Source organism: Micromonospora sp. WMMD558 (assembly GCF_049315255.1).
Classification (GTDB): Bacteria; Actinomycetota; Actinomycetes; order Mycobacteriales; family Micromonosporaceae; genus Micromonospora.
Window position 1 is genome coordinate 3,311,494 of sequence record NZ_CP186061.1, and the last position, 18,608, is coordinate 3,330,101.

17 protein-coding genes are annotated in these 18,608 nt (G+C 74.2%); 8 read left to right on the top strand and 9 right to left on the bottom strand.

Features of this window, described 5'->3' with window-relative positions; all coding sequences use genetic code 11:
* Positions 1-242 precede the first annotated feature (242 nt).
* Positions 243-1,814, top strand: coding sequence for a phytoene desaturase family protein (locus ACN26Y_RS16145; RefSeq protein WP_155331060.1), 1,572 nt, complete (start codon positions 243-245; stop codon positions 1,812-1,814).
* Between the two features lie 63 nt (positions 1,815-1,877).
* Here ACN26Y_RS16145 and ACN26Y_RS16150 read toward each other — a convergent pair whose 3' ends face one another.
* The 5 genes from ACN26Y_RS16150 to ACN26Y_RS16170 all read right to left on the bottom strand — a co-directional run bounded on the left by ACN26Y_RS16150 (position 1,878) and on the right by ACN26Y_RS16170 (position 5,628).
* Entirely contained in the window at positions 1,878-2,474 is a 597-nt protein-coding gene (locus tag ACN26Y_RS16150) for a flavoprotein (protein WP_155331061.1), read from the bottom strand.
* A 225-nt stretch (positions 2,475-2,699) separates the two neighbouring features.
* Positions 2,700-3,344 (bottom strand): class F sortase, encoded by a 645-nt coding sequence (locus ACN26Y_RS16155; RefSeq protein WP_230689019.1) that lies wholly within the window; start codon positions 3,342-3,344, stop codon positions 2,700-2,702.
* Complete coding sequence (locus tag ACN26Y_RS16160; RefSeq protein WP_155331062.1) at positions 3,341-4,192, bottom strand: DUF4397 domain-containing protein; 852 nt, start codon at positions 4,190-4,192, stop codon at positions 3,341-3,343. The genes ACN26Y_RS16155 and ACN26Y_RS16160 overlap by 4 nt, the downstream gene beginning before the upstream one ends.
* 119 nt (positions 4,193-4,311) lie before the next feature.
* Positions 4,312-4,986 (bottom strand): NADPH-dependent F420 reductase, encoded by a 675-nt coding sequence (locus ACN26Y_RS16165; protein ID WP_155331063.1) that lies wholly within the window; start codon positions 4,984-4,986, stop codon positions 4,312-4,314.
* A gap of 147 nt (positions 4,987-5,133) precedes the next feature.
* The gene (locus ACN26Y_RS16170) at positions 5,134-5,628 is read right to left on the bottom strand and encodes a glutathione peroxidase (RefSeq protein ID WP_155331064.1); all 495 of its coding nucleotides are present in this window, start codon (positions 5,626-5,628) and stop codon (positions 5,134-5,136) included.
* Between the two features lie 198 nt (positions 5,629-5,826).
* On the opposite strand from ACN26Y_RS16170, the gene ACN26Y_RS16175 reads away from it, so the two are divergent.
* From ACN26Y_RS16175 to ACN26Y_RS16190, 4 genes are all read left to right on the top strand, one after another.
* Positions 5,827-7,458 carry a glycosyl hydrolase family 18 protein gene (locus tag ACN26Y_RS16175; RefSeq protein ID WP_422732963.1) on the top strand — a complete coding sequence of 544 codons (1,632 nt, stop codon included), beginning with the start codon at positions 5,827-5,829 and terminating at the stop codon, positions 7,456-7,458.
* A gap of 150 nt (positions 7,459-7,608) precedes the next feature.
* Positions 7,609-8,088 (top strand): hypothetical protein, encoded by a 480-nt coding sequence (locus tag ACN26Y_RS16180; protein ID WP_155331066.1) that lies wholly within the window; start codon positions 7,609-7,611, stop codon positions 8,086-8,088.
* An 85-nt stretch (positions 8,089-8,173) separates the two neighbouring features.
* Entirely contained in the window at positions 8,174-9,580 is a 1,407-nt protein-coding gene (locus tag ACN26Y_RS16185) for a class II 3-deoxy-7-phosphoheptulonate synthase (protein WP_155331067.1), read from the top strand.
* Positions 9,581-9,630: 50 nt separating this feature from the next.
* Complete coding sequence (locus ACN26Y_RS16190; RefSeq protein WP_422732964.1) at positions 9,631-10,659, top strand: threonine aldolase family protein; 1,029 nt, start codon at positions 9,631-9,633, stop codon at positions 10,657-10,659.
* Between the two features lie 34 nt (positions 10,660-10,693).
* Here ACN26Y_RS16190 and ACN26Y_RS16195 read toward each other — a convergent pair whose 3' ends face one another.
* Positions 10,694-11,587: a deoxyribonuclease IV gene (locus tag ACN26Y_RS16195; protein ID WP_422734940.1), complete on the bottom strand. Its 894-nt coding sequence runs from the start codon at positions 11,585-11,587 to the stop codon at positions 10,694-10,696.
* Between the two features lie 2 nt (positions 11,588-11,589).
* Complete coding sequence (pknB, locus tag ACN26Y_RS16200; RefSeq protein WP_155331069.1) at positions 11,590-13,563, bottom strand: Stk1 family PASTA domain-containing Ser/Thr kinase; 1,974 nt, start codon at positions 13,561-13,563, stop codon at positions 11,590-11,592.
* Between the two features lie 188 nt (positions 13,564-13,751).
* On the opposite strand from pknB, the gene ACN26Y_RS16205 reads away from it, so the two are divergent.
* Positions 13,752-14,120 carry an Rv2175c family DNA-binding protein gene (locus ACN26Y_RS16205; RefSeq protein ID WP_155331070.1) on the top strand — a complete coding sequence of 123 codons (369 nt, stop codon included), beginning with the start codon at positions 13,752-13,754 and terminating at the stop codon, positions 14,118-14,120.
* 37 nt (positions 14,121-14,157) lie between these two features.
* Here the strand turns inward: ACN26Y_RS16205 and ACN26Y_RS16210 are convergent, their stop codons facing one another.
* Positions 14,158-15,240, bottom strand: coding sequence for a polyprenyl synthetase family protein (locus ACN26Y_RS16210; RefSeq protein WP_155331071.1), 1,083 nt, complete (start codon positions 15,238-15,240; stop codon positions 14,158-14,160).
* Between the two features lie 154 nt (positions 15,241-15,394).
* Here ACN26Y_RS16210 and metF point away from each other — a divergent pair, with 154 nt between their 5' ends.
* Together metF and ACN26Y_RS16220 are read left to right on the top strand one after the other, a co-directional pair.
* Positions 15,395-16,312 carry a methylenetetrahydrofolate reductase [NAD(P)H] gene (metF, locus tag ACN26Y_RS16215; RefSeq protein WP_155331072.1) on the top strand — a complete coding sequence of 306 codons (918 nt, stop codon included), beginning with the start codon at positions 15,395-15,397 and terminating at the stop codon, positions 16,310-16,312.
* A 43-nt stretch (positions 16,313-16,355) separates the two neighbouring features.
* Positions 16,356-17,045 carry a CDP-alcohol phosphatidyltransferase family protein gene (locus ACN26Y_RS16220; RefSeq protein WP_155331073.1) on the top strand — a complete coding sequence of 230 codons (690 nt, stop codon included), beginning with the start codon at positions 16,356-16,358 and terminating at the stop codon, positions 17,043-17,045.
* Positions 17,046-17,113: 68 nt separating this feature from the next.
* Here ACN26Y_RS16220 and ACN26Y_RS16225 read toward each other — a convergent pair whose 3' ends face one another.
* A complete protein-coding gene (locus tag ACN26Y_RS16225) occupies positions 17,114-18,601 on the bottom strand; it encodes a phytoene desaturase family protein (protein ID WP_155331074.1) in 1,488 nt (495 codons plus the stop codon).
* Between the last annotated feature and the right edge of the window lie 7 nt (positions 18,602-18,608).

The window sequence follows — 18,608 nt, forward strand, 5'->3', positions numbered from 1 at the left end:
GGTCGAGATGGATCAACGCGCCGACCTGAAGCACGGCTTGGATCGCCGCCGAGGGTAGGAACCAGGGAAACCCGCTACCCGGAGCGGCAACGTCTATAGAGTTCGTTTCGACCAGATTCCTCGCGGCCCGAATGTCGCGATGCCTCGTGGGGGCCGGCCGGCTACCACCGCGCCGGTGGCCCGACCTCCGGTTGACGTCGGCGCTCGCCCCGCTGACGGAGCGCCGATGGGGGAGAGACGCAGTGGACAGCTACGACATCATCGTCGTCGGCAGCGGGCACAACGCCCTGGTTGCCGCCGCCTACCTGGCCAGGGCCGGGCGCGAAGTGCTGATCCTGGAACGCAACGACCGGCCCGGCGGCCTGGTGCGTACCGAAGAGATGACCTTGCCTGGTTACCTGCACGACGTCTACTCCGCGGTGCATCCGCTGTTGCACGCCGGCCCCGTCTGGGCCGACCTCGGCGAGGAGCTGACCGCGCGTGGCCTCAGCTACGTCAACCCGGACCCGCCCACCGGAGTGTCCTTTCCGGACGGCCGTACGGCCGTCCTGCACCGGTCGATGGATGCCATGGTGGCCGAGGCGGACCAGCTCTCGCCCGGCGACGGCGATGCCTTCGCCGCATGGATGTCGGCCTTCGCGCCGTACGCGGGCGATGTCTTCGGGCTCCTCTCGCGCGAGCTGAGCGAGCCGGGTGCCAGGGCCGCCATCGGTCGGCTGCTCCGGGGCGACGGCGCGGGGCTGACTCCGTTCGCGGTCGACCTCTTCGACACCGCGCAGACCACCGTGTCCCGGTTCTCCTCGCCGGTACTGCGGGCGATGCTCGCGTCTTGGGTGCTCCACATGGGGCGCACGCCGAATGAGCCGGGCAGCGGCATCTGGGTCACCCTGTTCACCCAGACCGCGATGCGGGCGGGCATGCCGTTTCCGGTCGGTGGCAGCGAGGCCCTGGTCACCGCCCTGACCCAGTTGGTCACTGAGCACGGCGGGCGGATCGTCACCGGCACGGAGGTGCATCGGATCCTGGTCGATCAGGGGCGGGCGACCGGTGTGGTCACCGCCGACGGGACCCGGATGGCCGCTCGCCAGGCGGTGCTCGCCTGCACCAACGCCGACCAGCTCTATCTCAAGCTGCTCGGCGGCGACGCGCCGGACACGCTGCGCGCACAGGCAGCCCGGTACCGGTACGGTCGCGGATGCGTGCAGATCCATCTCGCCCTACGGGAACCGCCGCGCTGGCCGGACCCTCGTTTCGCGACCATCGGTCAGCCGTTCCTGACCAGCGGCCTGGACGAGTGCGCGCTTGCCGTGGCGCAGGGCATGGCGGGTCTGCTGCCCGCCGACCCGACGTTCACCGTGGACTGCCCGACCGCGCTGGATCCCAGCCGCGCTCCGGCCGGTGCGGCGATCCTTCGTATCCAGCTGCTGGAGATGCCGATCCGCCCGCGTGGGGACGCGGCCGGGGTGATCGATGTGGGCGACGGTGGCTGGAGTGACGACCTGACCAATCGGCTCGTGGACCGGGTGATCACCATGGTCGGCCGGCACATCCCCAACATCCCCGATGCGATCGCCGCGCACGCCGTCACCACACCGGACGACCTGGCGCGCTACAACCCGAACTGCGGTCCGGGTGATCCGTACGGTGGTGCGCACGACCTGGCGCAGAGCTACCTGCTGCGTCCGCTGCCCGGCCAGCCTGGCCACCGGACGCCCATCGACGGCCTGTACCAGCTCGGTGCCGGCACCTGGCCGGGGGCCGGCGTCAGCGGCGGCTCCGGGTTCATCGTCGCCCGGCAACTGCTCGGCGCGTGATCCATCTTGTCAGCTTCGTTGTTTCCGCGGTTCGCGCGATCCTCGTCGCTCTGCGCGGGGCGTTCAGCCGGACTGCAACGCCAGGTCGTCGGCGCTGCGCGGCCGGTCTCCGCCCGGTTGCTCGGGCACCGCTGTCGGCTGTACCGGCATCCGGGCGAAGCGGGTCCACTCGGCGATCACCCGCACGGCGGCGCGCCACGGGGCCCGGTCCGCGGGCTCGGCGGGCGCGGTCACCAGGACGCCCCAGTGCCGCAGCCGCTCCAGGTTCTCCACGAACGCGGGGTGCCGGGCGAGCGCCGGGTCCGGGACGGGCACGGCGACGACCGGCAGGCCGATGGAGGTGGCCTCGTTGAGCAGCCGCAGGGCGAGGTTGTCGTTGAAGCCGTACGCCCACCTGTTGACCAGGTCGAAACCGGCCGGGGCGACCGCGTAGGCCTCGGCCGGCGGCAGTTCGGTGACCTGCTCGTCCGTGTGGACGGGGTGGTGGGTGAGGTCAGCTGCGGCGTCCGGGTCGATCACGTCGAACGCGTCCGGGGTGGCGACGAGGTGGACCTCCCAGCCCAGCTGCTGGCAGGCGGTGATGAAGGATCTGAGTTGGGCGGCCGGTTCGGCGGCGCCGACGACGAGGTGCAGGACAGGCGGTCGTGACGTGGCGGGCATGGCGCTCCAATCGGCATGACGTGCACCGCGGATGTCCGTGTGGGTCCCGCAGCCGAGGGTAGCGAGCCGGGCGCGGACGCGAGCCGGAATCCAGTTATCCGGCTGGATCGGTTCGCGCCCGCGCCTGATCGGTTGGTCAGTGGGGCAGATGCGGCCGCCGGCACCGGTCGAACGCCGACAGCTGGTCGGTCCCCGCGCCGACCATGTCGTCCGCTGCCCGGTCAGCTACGGCTCGGCGACGGCGAACACCACCACGTTGTCCCGGTAGTGGCGCGTCCGCCGGTCGAAGTCGCCGCCGCAGGTCACCAGCCGCAGCTCGGGGCCGGGCGTCGGGCCGTACACGGCGGCGGTGGGGAAGCGGTCCTTGGGCGCCCGCACCGTGCCGGTGACCCGGAACGACACCACCCGGTCGCCGCGCCACACCTGCACCCGGTCGCCCCGTCGCAGCTCGCCCAGCCGGGCGAAGACGGCCGGTCCGGTGCGGGAGTCCAGGTGTCCGGCGATCACGGCCGGACCGGGGTCGCCGGGGGCCGGCCCGGCGCCGTACCAGCCGGCCCGGGCGAAGTCGACCGGCGGGGCCAGGGCGCCGGCCGCGTCCACACCCAGTACCTCCAGCGGCGAGTCGACCGCGATGCGCGGCACGCGTACCCGGGTCGGGGCCGGCAGCCGCGCGGGCCGCGGGGCCGCCCGGGGGCAGTCGGTGGTGCAGCCCGGTCGCCAGTCCACGGCCGGCGGCGGCGAGGTGGTGGTGGCCAGCCCGACCCCCGTCCCCGCCACCAGGCAGAGCGCCGCCCCGGCCGCGACGAGCGCGGTGGCCGGCGCCCCGCGGTCGCGGTGCCGCCGGATCGTGGCGCCGGGCCGGCCGGTCACCAGACGCCGCGCCGCCGGCGGCCCACGAACACCAGGCCCGCGGTCAGCGCGGCCACCGCGAGGCCGCCGGCGACCAGCGGGTACGCGGGCGGCCCGGTGCTGCCGCCGGCGCCGGCGTCGACGCCGCCCGTCGGGACGACGACGACCCCGCCCGCGGCGTCCTGCCGCAGCTCGGTGGTGAGCCCGCCCTGCTTCGCGTCCAGCACGAGCAGCGAGTAGACGGCCCCGCCGGTCAGCGTGACCTGTACGTCGGTCGTCGGGCCGCCGGCACTGCTCAGGCGCAACCGCAGGCGCCCCGGCTCGACCTGCTGGTAGTCCGTCGTGGTGGCGAACCGGACGCCGGTGGCGATGGGCGGGCCGTCGGCCGCCGCGACGTCGAGCACCGGGGCGCGCACCGACGCCTGCACGACGCGGACCTTGGCGTGGCCCGGCTCCGGAGCGCTCAGGTCGTCGTCGAGCACCCGCAGCCCGAGGTCCGCGTGCCGGCCGACCCCGGCGACCGTGTACGCCGCGCCGCCGCTCACCGCCACCTCGGTGGTCAGCACCGGAGGCTCGTCGGCGGGGGCGCCGGCCTCGCGCATGGCGACCGCGTAGCGGCCGGCGGGCAACGGCAGGTAGGTGGAGACAACCCCGTAGCCGACGCCAGGGAAGACCTGGGGCTTCTCCTGACCGGAAGCGGCCAGGTAGACGTCGACGGCGGGGGTGTCGGGGGAGAGGTGCGCCAGCCGGACGTAGCCGACCGGGGCGGCCTGCGCCGGGCCGGCGACGACGGCGACACCGCCGGCTGCGAGCAGGAGCGCGGCGGCGGTGACGAGCGGCCGGCGGGACGCGGTGCGGAGCGGTTGCATGTGGCCTCCGGGGCGCGGGGACGGGTGCCCGTCACCAGAGTCCCGTGAACGGGACTCCCGCGCAACCCTCGACACGCCGTCCACTCCGGACCGCCGCGGCCGGCGCTCCGCGGTGCGGGTCAGCGGGTGGCGGCGGCGAGGGCCGAGCGCACGCTGTCCGCGTCGGCCGGGGACTCCCGTTCCCAGTCCTGCGGGTCGGCCGAGTAGACGACCCCGTACGCCGGGGTGTCCGGCTGGTAGCGCCAGCTGTCGGCGAGCGTCCCGGCGTCGACCGTGTCGTACCCGAGCCGGTCGAGGAAGGCGGCGGCCTCGGCCTTCGCGCCCGGGTCGTCGCCGGCGACCGGCAGCGCGCTGCGGTCCGCGCTGCCGGCCGGGCGGGCCAGGGCGAGGAGGTGCTTGAAGAAGATGTTGTTGAACGCCTTGACCACCCGGGACCGGGGCAGGTGCCGCTGGAGCAGCTCGCTGCTGGTGGTCGGGCCGGCGTCCAACTCGGGGAAGCGGCCGTCCCGCTCGGGGTAGTAGTTGTTCGTGTCGATCACGAGCTTGCCGGCGAGGGGGTCGACGGGCACGTCCCGGTACGCCTTGAGCGGGATCGTCACCACCACCAGGTCGCCGTCCGCGGCCGCCTCCGGTGGGGTCGCGGCGCGGGCCCGGGGGCCGAGCTCGCCGACCAGGTCGGCGAGCGTGGCCGGCCCCCGGCGGTTGCTGAGGACGACGTCGTAGCCGGCGGCCACCGCCAGCCGGGCGACCGTGCTCCCGATGTGCCCACTGCCGATCAGCCCCACCGTCGCCACCCCGACCCCCGTCCGACCGTCGTGCCGCGCGCCCCGGCCCCGTCTGCCCAACGTACTGCCGTGCGCCCCGCACGTTGCCGAGTTCCGCGCGTCCGGGCCGGGGACGGCGCGGCGTGCCGGCCGGCGGTCCGGACCGGCCGTGCGGGGTCAGGTGGTCGCGGGAAGGACCTTCTCGATCGCCGCGCGCAACTCCGGCGAACCGGGCTCGACGGTCGGCGCGAACCGCGCCGCGACCGTGCCGTCCGGCGCCACCAGGAACTTCTCGAAGTTCCACCGCACGTCACCGGTGTGGCCGTCGGCGTCCGGGGTGTCGACCAGGGCCGCGTAGAGCGGGTGCCGGTGCGGGCCGTTCACGTCCACCTTCTCGGTGAGCGGGAACGTGACGCCGTAGTTCACCTGGCAGAAGTCGCTGATCTCCGCGGCGCTGCCGGGTTCCTGGCCGGCGAACTGGTTGCAGGGCACGCCGAGCAGCACGAGGCCCCGGTCGGCGTACTCGTCCTGCAGGGCCTGGAGGCCGGCGTACTGCGGGGTGAGGCCGCAGCGGGACGCGACGTTGACCACCAGCAGGGCGCGACCCCGGTACCGGGCGAGGTCGGCGGGCCCGCCGGTGAGGGCGTCGATCGGGGTGTCGAAGACCGTCATGGAGGCGAGGCTACGCGGATCGGAGCCGCCGCTGCCGGCGGGCGTACCCCTCGCCGTGGCCGGCGTCGAACCGGCCATCCGGCCGGGCTTTGCTCCTCATGAAATCGATACATGGACATCTTGACGAACTGGTGACGCCGTGAGTAGCGTCTCAGCAATCATTTTGGAAAGTTTCCTAACTGTTTGGGGAGACGCCACATGAAGAGATCGTTCCGCCGGGCCCTCTGGGTCGGCGCCGTGGTCGCACTCACGGCCACGACGGTCCCGATGGCCTCGGCGTTCGGGGCCGGCAGTGTCACCGCCACGTTCGCCAAGGTGCAGGACTGGGGGACCGGTCACGAGACGCGGGTGACGGTCACCAACGGCTCGGACGCGTCGGTGAGCACCTGGCGCATCGAGTTCGACCTGCCCGCGGGCACCAGCATCAGCAGCTCCTGGGACGCCGACGTCACCCGCACCGGCAACCACTACGTGGCGGTCAAGAAGAGCTGGGCCGGCCCGCTCGCCCCGGGTGCCACCTTCAGCTGGGGCTACAACGGCACCGGCGCCTACAAGGCCCCGCTGAACTGCACCATCAACGGCGCCCCCTGCGGCGGTGGCGGCGGCACCCCGCCCCCGACCACCACCGCGCCGCCGACCACCGCCCCGCCGACCACGGCGCCGCCCACCACCCCGCCACCGACGACGCCGCCGCCCACCACGCCGCCGCCGAGCGGGGACCGCAAGATCGTCGGCTACTTCGCGCAGTGGGGCGTCTACGCCCGCAACTACCACGTCAAGAACATCCACACCAGCGGCTCGGCCGCGAAGCTGACGCACATCCTGTACGCCTTCGGCAACACCACCGGGGGCCGCTGCACCATCGGGGACAGCTACGCCGACTACGAGAAGGCGTACACCGCGGCGGACAGCGTGGACGGCGTCGCCGACACCTGGGACCAGCCGCTGCGCGGCAGCTTCAACCAGCTGCGCAAGCTCAAGCGGATGTACCCGCACCTCAAGGTGATCTGGTCGTTCGGCGGCTGGACCTGGTCCGGCGGCTTCACCCAGGCGGCGCAGAACCCGGCCGCGTTCGCCGAGAGCTGCCACAACCTGGTCGAGGACCCGCGCTGGTCGGACGTGTTCGACGGCATCGACGTCGACTGGGAGTACCCGAACGCCTGCGGCCTCACCTGCGACTCCAGCGGACCGGCCGCGTTCAAGAACGTGGTGAGCGCGCTGCGCTCGCGGTTCGGCTCGTCGGCCCTGGTCACCTCGGCGATCACCGCGGACGGCAGCAACGGCGGCAAGATCGACGCCGCCGACTATGCCGGCGCGGCGCCGTACCTCAACTGGATCATGCCGATGACGTACGACTACTTCGGCGCCTTCAACGCGCAGGGCCCGACCGCCCCGCACTCCCCGCTGTACTCGTACCCGGGCATCCCCCAGCAGGGCTTCTGGTCCGACGCGGCGATCCAGAAGCTCAAGAGCAAGGGCATCCCGGCCAACAAGCTGCTGCTCGGCGTCGGCTTCTACGGCCGCGGCTGGACCGGGGTGGCCCAGACCGCGCCGGGCGGCACCGCCACCGGCCCGGCCCCGGGCACCTACGAGCAGGGCATCGAGGACTACAAGGTCCTCAAGAACACCTGCCCGGCCACCGGCACCGTCGGCGGCACGGCATACGCCAAGTGCGGCAGCAACTGGTGGAGCTACGACACCCCCTCCACCATCGGCGGCAAGATGACGTACGCGAAGAACCAGGGCCTCGGTGGCGCGTTCTTCTGGGAGCTCTCCGGTGACACCAGCAACGGTGAGCTGATCGGCGCCATCAAGGGCGGTCTCGGCTAGTCCGCAGGCCGACGCATCACCCACACGGCGGGGAGGGACCGCGCACCGGTCCCTCCCCGCCCGCGTGTGCCGACGGGCCGTCGGCCGGCTCGATGTGACAGACTCGCCGCTCGACGGGGGTTGACTGTCCACGGGCGTTTCGGAGGTGGCATGCGTACGGCGTACCGGAGGCTGGCGGTCGGCGCCCTCGTCGTGGCCCTGCCGCCCGCCCTGACGGGGTGCGGGATCGGCGGCGACGACCAGCCGGCGGAGCGCCCCGGACGGGCGCCCGTCGAGGAGGCCTCGGCGAAGGCCCGGGAGCGGGTCCAGGCGTACCTGGACGCCATGACGGCCAAGGACGTGGCCGCCGGGCGCAGCCAGCTCTGCGCGGCGATGCACGAGGCGTTCGACGCCGCCGCCACCGGGCCGAACGGTGACTTCGCCGACCACTTCGAGGTGCCCCAGGCGCAGATCACCGATATCCGCCCGGGCCCGCAGGGCCTCCAGGTGAGCACGGCGGTGTCGGTGACCTCGGGGCGGCAGAAGCTCACCCGCCCGCTGCTGTTCACGGTCACCCGCGACGGGGCCGACTGGTGCATCGCGGGCGAGGCCCCCGGCGGCAACCCGCCCAGCCCCGCCGCCAGCCCCTGACCGGAACCGGTGAGGGATCTCTCACCTGCCGGAACGGCGCCCCTCGCCGCCCGGCCGCCCGGCCCGTCGCCGTACGCTTTCTGGCATGCGCCATGAGTGGCATCAGCTGAGCCATCCGGCCGTCGGCAGCCCCGTGCTCCAGACCAGCCGGCCGACCGTCGACTCCGCCGAGGACGCGGCCCTCGGCCTGGACCTCTGGCGCGACCTGCCCCGCGCGCAGACCCCGCCCTGGCCGGACCCGGCCCAGGTCGCCGAGGTCTGCAAGGTGCTGGAGAACGTGCCGTCGGTCGTGGCGCCCTACGAGGTCGACCAGCTACGGCAGAAGCTCGCGCTGGTCTGCGAGGGCAAGGCGTTCCTGCTCCAGGGCGGCGACTGCGCCGAGACCTTCGCCGACAACACCGAGAGCCACCTGCTGGCCAACGCCCGCACGCTGCTCCAGATGGCGATCGTGCTGACCTACGGCGCCTCCCTGCCGGTGGTCAAGGTCGCCCGGGTCGCCGGCCAGTACACGAAGCCCCGGTCCCTGCCGACCGACGCGCGCGGCCTGCCGGCCTACCGCGGAGACATGATCAATTCTCTGGAGGCGACACCGGAGGCGCGGATCGCCGACCCGCAGCGCATGATCCGGGCGTACGCCAACTCCGCCGCCGCGATGAACATGCTCCGCGCGTACCTGGCCGGCGGCCTGGCCGACCTGCACGCCGTGCACGACTGGAACAAGGGGTTCGTGCGCAACTCGCCCGCCGGCGAGCGGTACGAGGCGATCGCCCGGGAGATCGACCGGGCCCTCGCCTTCATCCGGGCCTGCGGGATGACCGACGACGAGGCGCTGCGGACCGTCACCCTCTACTGCTCCCACGAGGCGCTCGCCCTCGAGTACGACCGGGCGCTCACCCGGGTCTCCGACCAGCGTCCGTACGGCCTGTCCGGGCACTTCCTGTGGATCGGGGAGCGCACCCGGCAGCTCGACGGGGCGCACATCGACTTCATCTCCCGGATCGCCAACCCGATCGGCGTGAAGCTCGGCCCGACCACCACGCCCGACGAGGCCATCGAGCTGTGCGAGAAGCTCAACCCGGACAACGTCCCCGGCCGGCTCACCCTGATCAGCCGGATGGGCAACCACCGGGTCCGCGACGTCCTGCCGCCGATCGTCGCCAAGGTCACCGCGGCGGGGGCCAAGGTCGTCTGGCAGTGCGACCCGATGCACGGCAACACCCACGAGTCGTCCAACGGCTACAAGACGCGCCACTTCGACCGCATCGTCGACGAGGTGCTCGGCTACTTCGAGGTCCACCGGGGTCTGGACACCCACCCCGGCGGCCTGCACGTCGAACTGACCGGCGAGGACGTCACCGAGTGCCTCGGCGGCGCCCAGGGCATCGAGGACCTCGACCTGCCCGACCGGTACGAGACCGCCTGCGACCCGCGACTGAACACCCAGCAGTCGCTGGAGCTGGCCTTCCTGGTTGCGGAGATGCTCCGTGGCTGACCCGAGGAGTGCGCTTGCGAGCCCCGCAGCCGGCAGCCGAAAGGATGACCGTGGCTGACCTCATCGATCTTCGTTCGGACACGGTGACCCGGCCGACCGCCGGGATGCGGGAGGCCATGGCCGCCGCCGACGTCGGCGACGACGTCTACGGCGAGGACCCGACGGTCAACGCCCTCGAGGCCGAGGTCGCCGCGCTCTTCGGCCACGAGGCGGCGCTGTTCTGCCCGACCGGGTCGATGGCCAACCAGATCGCCTTGCAACTGCTCGTGCCGCCCGGCAACGAGCTGCTCTGTGACGCCGACGCGCACGTGGTGACGTACGAGATCGGCGCCGCCGCGGCGTACGGCGGCATCTCGTCGCGGACGTGGCCGGCGGTCGGCGCGGACGTCGACCCCGACGCTGTCGCCGCCATGATCCGGCCCGACGGCTACTGGGCGGTGCCCACCCGGGCCATCGCCGTCGAGCAGACCCACAACCGCGGCGGGGGCGGCGTGATCCCGCTGGACACGCTGCGCGAGCTGCGGCGGGTCGCCGACGACGCGCAGGTCGCGCTGCACTGCGACGGCGCCCGCATCTGGCACGCGCACGTCGCCGACGGCGTACCGCTGGCGACCTACGGCGGGCTGTTCGACACCCTGTCGGTCTGCCTGTCCAAGGGCCTCGGCGCGCCGGTCGGGTCGCTGGTGGTGGGCGGCGCCGACCGGATCGAGCGGGCCCGGTTCGTCCGCAAGCGGATGGGCGGCGGCATGCGGCAGGCGGGCGTCCTCGCCGCGGCCGGCCGGTACGCCCTCGCGCACCACGTCGAGCGGCTCGCCGAGGACCACGCGAAGGCGGCCCGGCTCGCCGAGGCGGTCGCGCCGTTCGGGGTGCTGGCCGGCCCGGTCCGGACGAACCTCGTCCCGCTGGACCTGACCAAGCATCCACTGGACGCGAAGGCCCTGGCCGCCGCGGCCCGGGCCGAGGGCGTGCTGGTCTCGGTGCTCGGCCCCCGCACGGCCCGCCTGGTGACCCACATGGACGTCGACGACAGCGCCATCGACCGTGCCGTGGAGGCCGTCACCCGGATCCTGCGCGCCTGACCCATTCGAGCGCGCCGGTGCGGACGGGCCGGGTTCAGGGGCGGAGGCGCTTGAGGGTGGCGACGTCGGCGGCGTGGCCGACGTGCTTCTCCGTCGGGGTCTCCACCACCACGGGCACGCCGGCGGTGGCCGGGTGGCGCATCAGCTCGGCGAACGCGGGCTCGCCGATGGTGCCCTTGCCGATGTTCTCGTGCCGGTCCCGGGTGGAGCCGCACAGGTCCTTCGAGTCGTTCGCGTGCACCAGCCGCAGCCGCTCCGCCCCGACCGTGGCGACCAGGACGTCCAGCGTCGCCGTCATGCCGCCCTCGGCGGCCAGGTCGTGCCCCGCCGCCCACGCGTGGCAGGTGTCGAAGCAGACGCCCAGCATCGGGTGCCCGTCCACCGCGTCGAGGTAGGGGCCGAGCTGCTCCACCCGCGAGGCGAGCGACCGCCCGCCGCCCGCACTCGGCTCGACCAGCAACATCGGCCCGCCGGCGTCGCCCGCCGCGTCCAGCAGCGGGAGCAGCGCCTCGCGGACCTGCCGCATCGCCGCCTCGGCGTGGCCCGCGTCCACCGCGCTGCCGGCGTGGAAGACCACCCCGCGCGCCCCGATCGCCGTCCCCCGGCGCAGCGCGTGCGCCAGCGTGGCCGCCGACCGCTCGACCGTCGCCGCCGTGGGAGAGCCCAGGTTGACCAGCAGCGACGCGTGGATGAAGACGGGAACGCCGCGCTCCGCGCAACCCTCCCGGAACAGGGCGTCCTGGACCGGGTCACCCGGTGGCAGCGCCCAGCCCCGCGAGTTGGAGACGTACACCTGCACGACCTCCGAGCCCGCCGCGTCGACGTACGGCAGGGCCGCCTTCGCCAGGCCACCCGAGGTCGGCGTGTGCGTGCCGACCGGCCGGTGCTGCGCCGGGTCGCGGTCGGCGCCGGTCACCGGCGCGGTCATCGTCACAGACACCCGAGGGTGACCGGGGTGCCCGGAGGCACCTGCGAATTCTCGTTCGGGCTCTGGAACCGGGCGATGCCGTTCGGGTTGAACTGCACCGTCACCGGGAAGCCCTGGCTCTGCAGCACCTGCTGCGCCTGCGCGCACGGCAGGTCGAGCACCCGGGGGACGACGACGAGCGGCGGCCCCTGGCTGACCTCCAGCCGGACCTGGGCGCCCTTCTCCACACCGGTGCCGTCGGCCGGGCTCTGCCCGACGACCTCGTCCTTGGGCTTGTCGGACTCCTTCACCGTCGGCGGCTCGACGAGCACCAGCCCCAGCCGGGCCAGGATCCCCCGGGCCTCGTTCAGGTTCTTACCGACCAGGTTCGGTACCGAGATCGGCGCCTTCCCCTTGCTGAGGATCACGGTGACCTTGTCGCCCGGCTTGGCCTCGGTGCCCGCCTTCGGGTCGGTCGCCATCACCACGCCGGCCGGGAGGCTGTCGTCGTAGCGGGCGGCACCCTTGACCACCTTGAGCTGCGCGTCGGCCAGGTCGGTCGCGGCCAGCTCGAACTCCTTGCCGACCACGTCCGGCACGGGGAACCGCTCCGGGCCCAGCGACAGGGTGAGCGTGATCGTGCCGCCCTTCTTGATCCGGGTGGACGACACCGGGTCCTGCTGGAGGACGGCGTCCTTCGGCGCCTGCTCGTCGTGGCGGGGATCGGCGTACCTGAGGACGAAGCCGGCCCGGTCCGCCTGCGCCTCCGCCTCGGCCTTGCTGAGGCTCACCAGCTGTGGCGCCACCGTGTAGCGGCCGACACCGACCCACCAGCCGCCCACCGCGGCGATCAGGCCGAGCACCACGACGACGGCGGCGGCGGCCAGCCGGCCCCGCGGGTGCCCCAGCAGCCCGGTCCGCAGCGCGGCCAGCCGGGACCAGAGGTCGCCCCCCGCCGGCGCCGCCCGCCGCCGGCCCGCCCGGGAACCGCCCTCCGGGAGCCGGGCCCAGGCGGGCCGCTCGACCGGCTGGACGGCCGCGACCATCATGGTGGGCTGGGCCACCGCCGGCTCGTCCGCCACGCGGCGCAGCACCGCCGTACGCGTGTTGGGGTTGCCCAGTTCCTCCCGGGCCATCTGCACCTCGGACAGCAGCGCCCCGGCGTCGGTCGGACGGGCACCCGGATCGCGCCGGGTGGCCCTGGCGACCAGGTCGTCGAGCGCCTTCGGCAGCGCCGGCACCAGGGTCGAGGGCGCCGGCACGTCCCGGTCCACGTGCTGCCAGGCCACCTCGACCGGCCGGTCCCCGTCGTACGGCACCCGGCCGGTCAGCATCTCGAACAGCACGATGCCGGCCGAGTAGACGTCCGTGCGCGGGTCGGCGTGGCCGTCGGTGACCAGCTCCGGCGCGACGTACGCGACGGTGGCCATGAGCTGGCTGCCCTGCTCCTCGTGGGCGCTCGCCTCGACCGCCCGGGCGAGCCCGAAGTCGGCGACCTTCACCACGCTGTCCACCAGGTTGGCCACGCCGCCGGTCGGGGCCTCGGCGACCAGCACGTTCTCCGGCTTGACGTCGCGGTGGACCAGGCCGGCCCGGTGCGCCGCGGCGATCGCGGCGAGCATCTGCTCGGTGATGGCGAGCGCCTCGTCCGGGTTGAGCCGGCGCCGCTCGGCGAGCACGTCGCGCAGGGTACGGCCCCGCACGTACTCCATCACCAGGTACGGCCGGCCGCCGTGGGTGCCCTGGTCGTAGACCGCGACGACGTTGGGATGGGTGAGCCGGGCGATCGTCTTCGCCTCGTCGGTGAAGCGCTCGACGAAGCCCCGGCCCTCCGGACCCTGCGCCGAGTGAATGATCTTGACCGCCACGGTGCGCTCGAGGCGCTCGTCGGTGGCGGTGTACACGGTCGCCATGCCACCACGGGCCACGCGACCGCGGATGCGGTAGCGCCCGTCGACCAGCGAGCCCAGCAACGTGTCGGCGACCTGTGTGTCCATCGGCAGGGAGTCTATGTGTCCAGGGGGTGAAGGTTGAACTGGATGCTACAGCGGACGGGCAACCGGCCGGGCCGGCTGTGGCGGCGCCACGTGTCGCCGCAGGTCGAACGGGCTGTGCCGGCGGCCGATCGCGGTCGTCACGGGGTGCCGCCACCCGTCCGGCGGGAGGGACGTGGCAGGGTGGTCGGGTGACCGACTCCGTACCCGCCGCGAACCGTGCCGCCGAACCGGCCGCCTGGCTGACCCTCCCGGACGTCGCCGAGCGCCTCGACGTGCCGATCAGCAAGGTGCACCAGATGATCCGGGACCGGGAGCTGATCGCGGTACGCCGGGACGGCGTCCGCCGGGTGCCGGAGGAACTGGTGGCCAGCCAGGGCGCCCTCAAGCACCTGCCCGGGGTGCTCAACCTGCTGGCCGACGCCGGCTACGACGACGAGGAGAGCCTGCGCTGGCTGTACCAGCCGGACGACACGCTGCCCGGCGGCACCGCGGCCGCGGCCCTCGCCGGCGACCAGGCCCGCGAGATCAAGCGCCGAGCCCAGGCCCTGGGCTTCTGACCCCGTCCGCGCCGCGGCGCGGACGGGGGCGGCGGGGTCAGGCAGGGCGGCGCGTGGCGGCGATGGCCAGGTCGACCAGGGCCTGGTGGGCCTCGGTGTCCAGGTCGACGGTGGCCAGCGCGGCGAGCGCGGCGTCGGTGAGCGCCCGGATCCGCTGCTCGGTACGGGCCAGCGCGCCGCTCGCCTCGATCAGGTCCCGCAGCCGGGTCACGCCCGTCTCGTCGAGCGCCGGATCGCCGAGACCGCCGAGCAACACCTCCCGCCCGGCCTCGTCGGTCGCCTCGAGAGCCGCCGCGACGAGGTAGGTGCGCTTCCCCTCGCGCAGGTCGTCACCGGCCGGCTTGCCGGTCTGCGCCGGGTCGCCGAAGACCCCCAGCACGTCGTCGCGGAGCTGGAACGCCTCGCCCAGCGGCAGCCCGTACGCCGAGTACGCCGACCGCACGTCCGGCGAGGCGTCCGCCAGGGCGGCACCGAGCAGCAGCGGGCGCTCGACCGTGTACTTCGCCGACTTGTAGCGGGCCACCTTCCCGGCCCGTTCCAGCGAGGTGTCCCCGGTGGCCTGGGTCAGCACGTCCAGGTACTGCCCGACGGTGACCTCGGTGCGCATCTCGTCGAAGACCGGCCGTGCCCGGGCCACCGTGCGCGGATCGAGCCCGGCCGAGTGCAGCAGCTCGTCCGACCAGACCAGGCAGAGGTCGCCGAGCAGGATCGCCGCGGCGTCGCCGAACCCGTCCGCGTCCCCGCCCCAGCCGGCCGCCCGGTGCCGGGCGGCGAACCGGCGGTGCACGGCCGGCTCGCCCCGGCGGGTGTCGGAGCGGTCCATCAGGTCGTCGTGGATCAGTGCGCTGGCCTGGACGAACTCCAGCGCGGCGAGGGCCGTCACGACCTGGTCGGTGTCCACCCCGCCGGCGCCCCGGAACCCCCAGTACGCGAACGCGGGCCGCAGCCGCTTGCCGCCGCCGAGGACGAACGCCTCGATCGCCTCGGCGACCGGGACCAGAGCGTCGTCGACGCCGGTCATCCAGGTGCGCTGGGCGGCCAGGAACTCGGTCAGCGCCTTGTCGACGCGCTGACGCAGCCCGGCGCGGTCGACCGGGGAGACGGGAGCAGCGTGAGTCACGCCCCGACGCTAGCCGGTCGCGCCGCCCACGACGTACCGGCGGGTGGGCGCGGCGCGCCGTCGCCCGTCGGCCGGGTGGGCGCGGCGCGCCGTCGCCCGTCCGCCGGGTGGGAAGACCGTGGGTCGACCGGCCGTGCACCGCTACAGTCGTGAGGTGGCGCTCGGTCTCCCCTCGGTCCTCCCCAATCCCCAGCCGGCGATCGGGGAGCTGATCCGCGACCACCAGCCGACGTTCTCCTTCGAGTTCATGCCACCCAAGACCGAGCAGGGCGAGCGGCTGCTCTGGCAGGCCATCCGGGAGCTGGAGTCGCTGCGCCCGTCGTTCGTCTCGATCACCTACGGCGCCGGCGGGTCGACGCGCGACACGACGGTCGCGGTCACCGAACGGATCGCCACCGAGACCACCCTGCTGCCGATGGCGCACCTGACCGCGGTCAACCACTCGGTCGCCGAGCTGCGCCACGTGATCGGGCGGCTCGCCGGCGCGGGCGTGCGCAACGTGCTCGCGGTGCGCGGCGACCCGCCGGGCGACCCCACCGGCGAGTGGGTCCCGCACCCCGAGGGCGTGCGCTACGCGGAGGACCTGGTGCGGCTGGTCCGGGACTCCGGCGACTTCAGCGTGGGCGTCGCCGCCTTCCCGTACAAGCACCCCCGCTCGCCCGACGTCGCCACCGACACGGAGTACTTCGTCCGGAAGTGCCGGGCCGGCGCCGAGTTCGCGATCACCCAGATGTTCTTCGACGCGGAGGACTACCTGCGGCTGCGGGACCGGGTGGCCGCGGCGGGCTGCGATACCCCGATCCTGCCCGGTGTGATGCCGGTGACGCAGTTCAGCACCATCGAGCGGTCGGTGCAGCTCTCCGGCGCGCCCTTCCCGCCGGCCCTGGCCGCGCGCTTCGAGAGGGTCGCCGACGATCCGGAGGCGGTCCGCCGGCTCGGCATCGAGCAGGCCAGCGAGATGTGCGGGCGGCTGCTCGACGAGGGCGTGCCGGGGATCCACTTCATCACCTTCAACCGGTCGACGGCCACCCGGGAGATCTGGCAGAACCTGCAAGCCGGCGCCCGGGTGTGACCTTCGTGCCGCGACACCTCCCGCCAGGTGCGACGGTTGATCCGTGGTGGGCACACAGCTGAACTGGGACCAGTACGCGACGGCCTGGGCACGCCTGCACGGGGGCTTCGACCCCCGCGCCGCCGCCCCGGTCGTCCGCGCCTGGCTGCGCTTCGCGTACCACGTGGGCTTCGTGCTGGGCCGGCTGCGGGTCTCCCCGACCGCCGTCACCGTGGTCGGGGTGCTGCTCTGCTTCTGCGTGCCGCTGCTCGCCGTACGGCCCCAGGACGGGCCGTTCCTCGGTGCGCTGTTCGTCCTGCTCGCCTCGGTGGCGGACAGCGTCGACGGGGCGGTCGCGGTCGCGACGAACCGCACCACCCGGCTCGGGTACGTCTACGACTCGGTGGCCGACCGGCTCGGCGAGGCGGCCTGGCTGGTCGCGTTCTGGCTGATCGGCGCCCCCGGCGCGCTGGTGGCCGCCGGCGGCGGGCTCTCCTGGCTGCACGAGTACGTCCGGGCACGGGCGGTCTCCGCCGGCATGCGGGAGATCGGCGCGGTGACCGTGGGGGAGCGCCCGACCCGCGTCTCGGTGGCCCTGGTGGGCCTGCTGCTGGCCGGCCTGACCGGGCTGATCGACCCCGACCTGGCCGCCGGCACCATCACCATGGCGACGGCCGTGTGGGTGCTGCTGGCCGGTTTCGGCCTGGGGCAGCTGCTGGCGGCCGTCCGCCGTACCTTGCTCGAAGCCGGCTGACGTTCCCGGGGAGAGGACGTTAAGAAGGGGCCCTTCCTCTACCCCAGGCGTTAAGGAGGGGCCCTTCCTTACCAGGCCGGGCCGATTTGCTCGGCGACGATCTGGGCGGAGAGGGTGACCATCGGCAGGCCGCCGCCCGGGTGGCTGGAGCCGCCGACCAGCCACAGCCCGCGGGCCGGCCCGCGGTTGGCCGGGCGGAGCAGGCCGCCGGCGGTGCCGTAGATCGCCCCACCGGGCGCGCCGGTGGCGCTGGCCAGGTCCGCCGGGGTGCGGATCTCCCGGAACACCAGCCGGTCCCGCACGTCCACGCCCCGGGCGGCCAGCACGTCGAGGACGTGGTCCGCGTACGCCTCGGCGAGGCCGGGCCGCCGCCAGTCCACCGCACCGGCGGCGGTGCCGTGCCGGGGGGCGTTGACCAGCACGAACCACGCCTCGTGCCCGGCCGGGCGGACCATCTCGTCGTCCGCCACGGTGACGAAGACCGTCGGGTCGAGCGCGGGGCGGGCCCGGACACCCCGCCCCGGTGCCCCGAAGACCGCGTCGAACTCGGCGTCGTAGTCGTCGGGGAAGAAGACCGTGTGGTGCGCCAGCCCGGAGTCGCCGCGTACGCCGAGCAGCAGCACGAAGCCGGCGAGGCTGCGGTCGGTCAGACCGGCCAGCCGGCGCGGCGAGGGCAGCAGGTCCCGGTAGACGGTGAGCGCGTCGACGTTGGCCACCACCACGTCGGCGGGGACCGGGGCGGCCCGGCCGGCGAGGCGTACGCCGTGCACCCGCCCGCCGGCCGCGTCGATCCGGGTGACCCGGGCGCCGGTCTGCACGACGACGCCGAGGTCCAGGCAGCGGGTCAGCAGCGCGTCGGCCAGGGTGCCCAGCCCGCCGCGCAGGTACCAGCCGCCGAAGGCCAGTTCGGCGTACGGCACGGCGACCAGCGCGGCCGGCGCCCGGCGGGGGTCGGCGCCGGTGTAGGTGGCGTACCGGTCGAGCAGCATCCGCAGCCGGGGGTCGGACAGGTGCGTGCGGCCCAGGCCGCGCAGGGTGCGGCCCGGCGCGATCGCGGCCAGGTCACCCAGCCGCCACGCCAGCGTCGCCAGGTCGCGGGGCGAGTCGACGCGGCGGCGCAGGATGTCCCGCTCCGAGGCCGTCCAGACCCGCTCGGCGCGCCGCCACAGGCGCTGCCAGTCCGTTGCCGCACGGTCGCCGAGGGCCGCGCCGATCCGGCTGGCGAATCCGGTCGGGTCGGCGCAGGAGTCCAGCGTCGGCCCGCCGTGCGGGAAGACGTGCCGCACGATCGGGTCCAGCGGGAGCAGGTCCAGGTACTCGTCGAGCTTCGCGCCGGTGTCCTCGAACAGGTCGTGGAGGACCTGCGGCAGGGTGAGCAGGCTGGGCCCGGTGTCGAAGTGGAACGGGCCGGCCGGGGTGTCGTGCACGTGTCGGCCGAGCTTGCCGCCGACCGTGTCGCCCTGCTCGAAGACGGTGACCTCGTGCCCGGTGGTGGCCAGCCGGGCGGCGGTCGCGAGGCCACCCACCCCGGCGCCGACGACCACGATCCGCGCCATGCCGCGC

Excerpts from the sequence above, each read along its gene's own strand:
- ACN26Y_RS16150 (WP_155331061.1), bottom strand. The coding sequence starts at position 2,474 with ATGCCCGCCACGTCACGACCGCCTGTCCTGCACCTCGTCGTCGGCGCC.
- ACN26Y_RS16160 (WP_155331062.1), bottom strand. The coding sequence starts at position 4,192 with ATGCAACCGCTCCGCACCGCGTCCCGCCGGCCGCTCGTCACCGCCGCC.
- ACN26Y_RS16170 (WP_155331064.1), bottom strand. The coding sequence starts at position 5,628 with ATGACGGTCTTCGACACCCCGATCGACGCCCTCACCGGCGGGCCCGCC.
- ACN26Y_RS16175 (WP_422732963.1), top strand. The coding sequence starts at position 5,827 with ATGAAGAGATCGTTCCGCCGGGCCCTCTGGGTCGGCGCCGTGGTCGCA.
- ACN26Y_RS16180 (WP_155331066.1), top strand. The coding sequence starts at position 7,609 with ATGCGTACGGCGTACCGGAGGCTGGCGGTCGGCGCCCTCGTCGTGGCC.
- ACN26Y_RS16185 (WP_155331067.1), top strand. The coding sequence starts at position 8,174 with ATGCGCCATGAGTGGCATCAGCTGAGCCATCCGGCCGTCGGCAGCCCC.
- ACN26Y_RS16195 (WP_422734940.1), bottom strand. The coding sequence starts at position 11,587 with ATGACCGCGCCGGTGACCGGCGCCGACCGCGACCCGGCGCAGCACCGG.
- pknB (WP_155331069.1), bottom strand. The coding sequence starts at position 13,563 with ATGGACACACAGGTCGCCGACACGTTGCTGGGCTCGCTGGTCGACGGG.
- ACN26Y_RS16225 (WP_155331074.1), bottom strand. The coding sequence starts at position 18,601 with ATGGCGCGGATCGTGGTCGTCGGCGCCGGGGTGGGTGGCCTCGCGACC.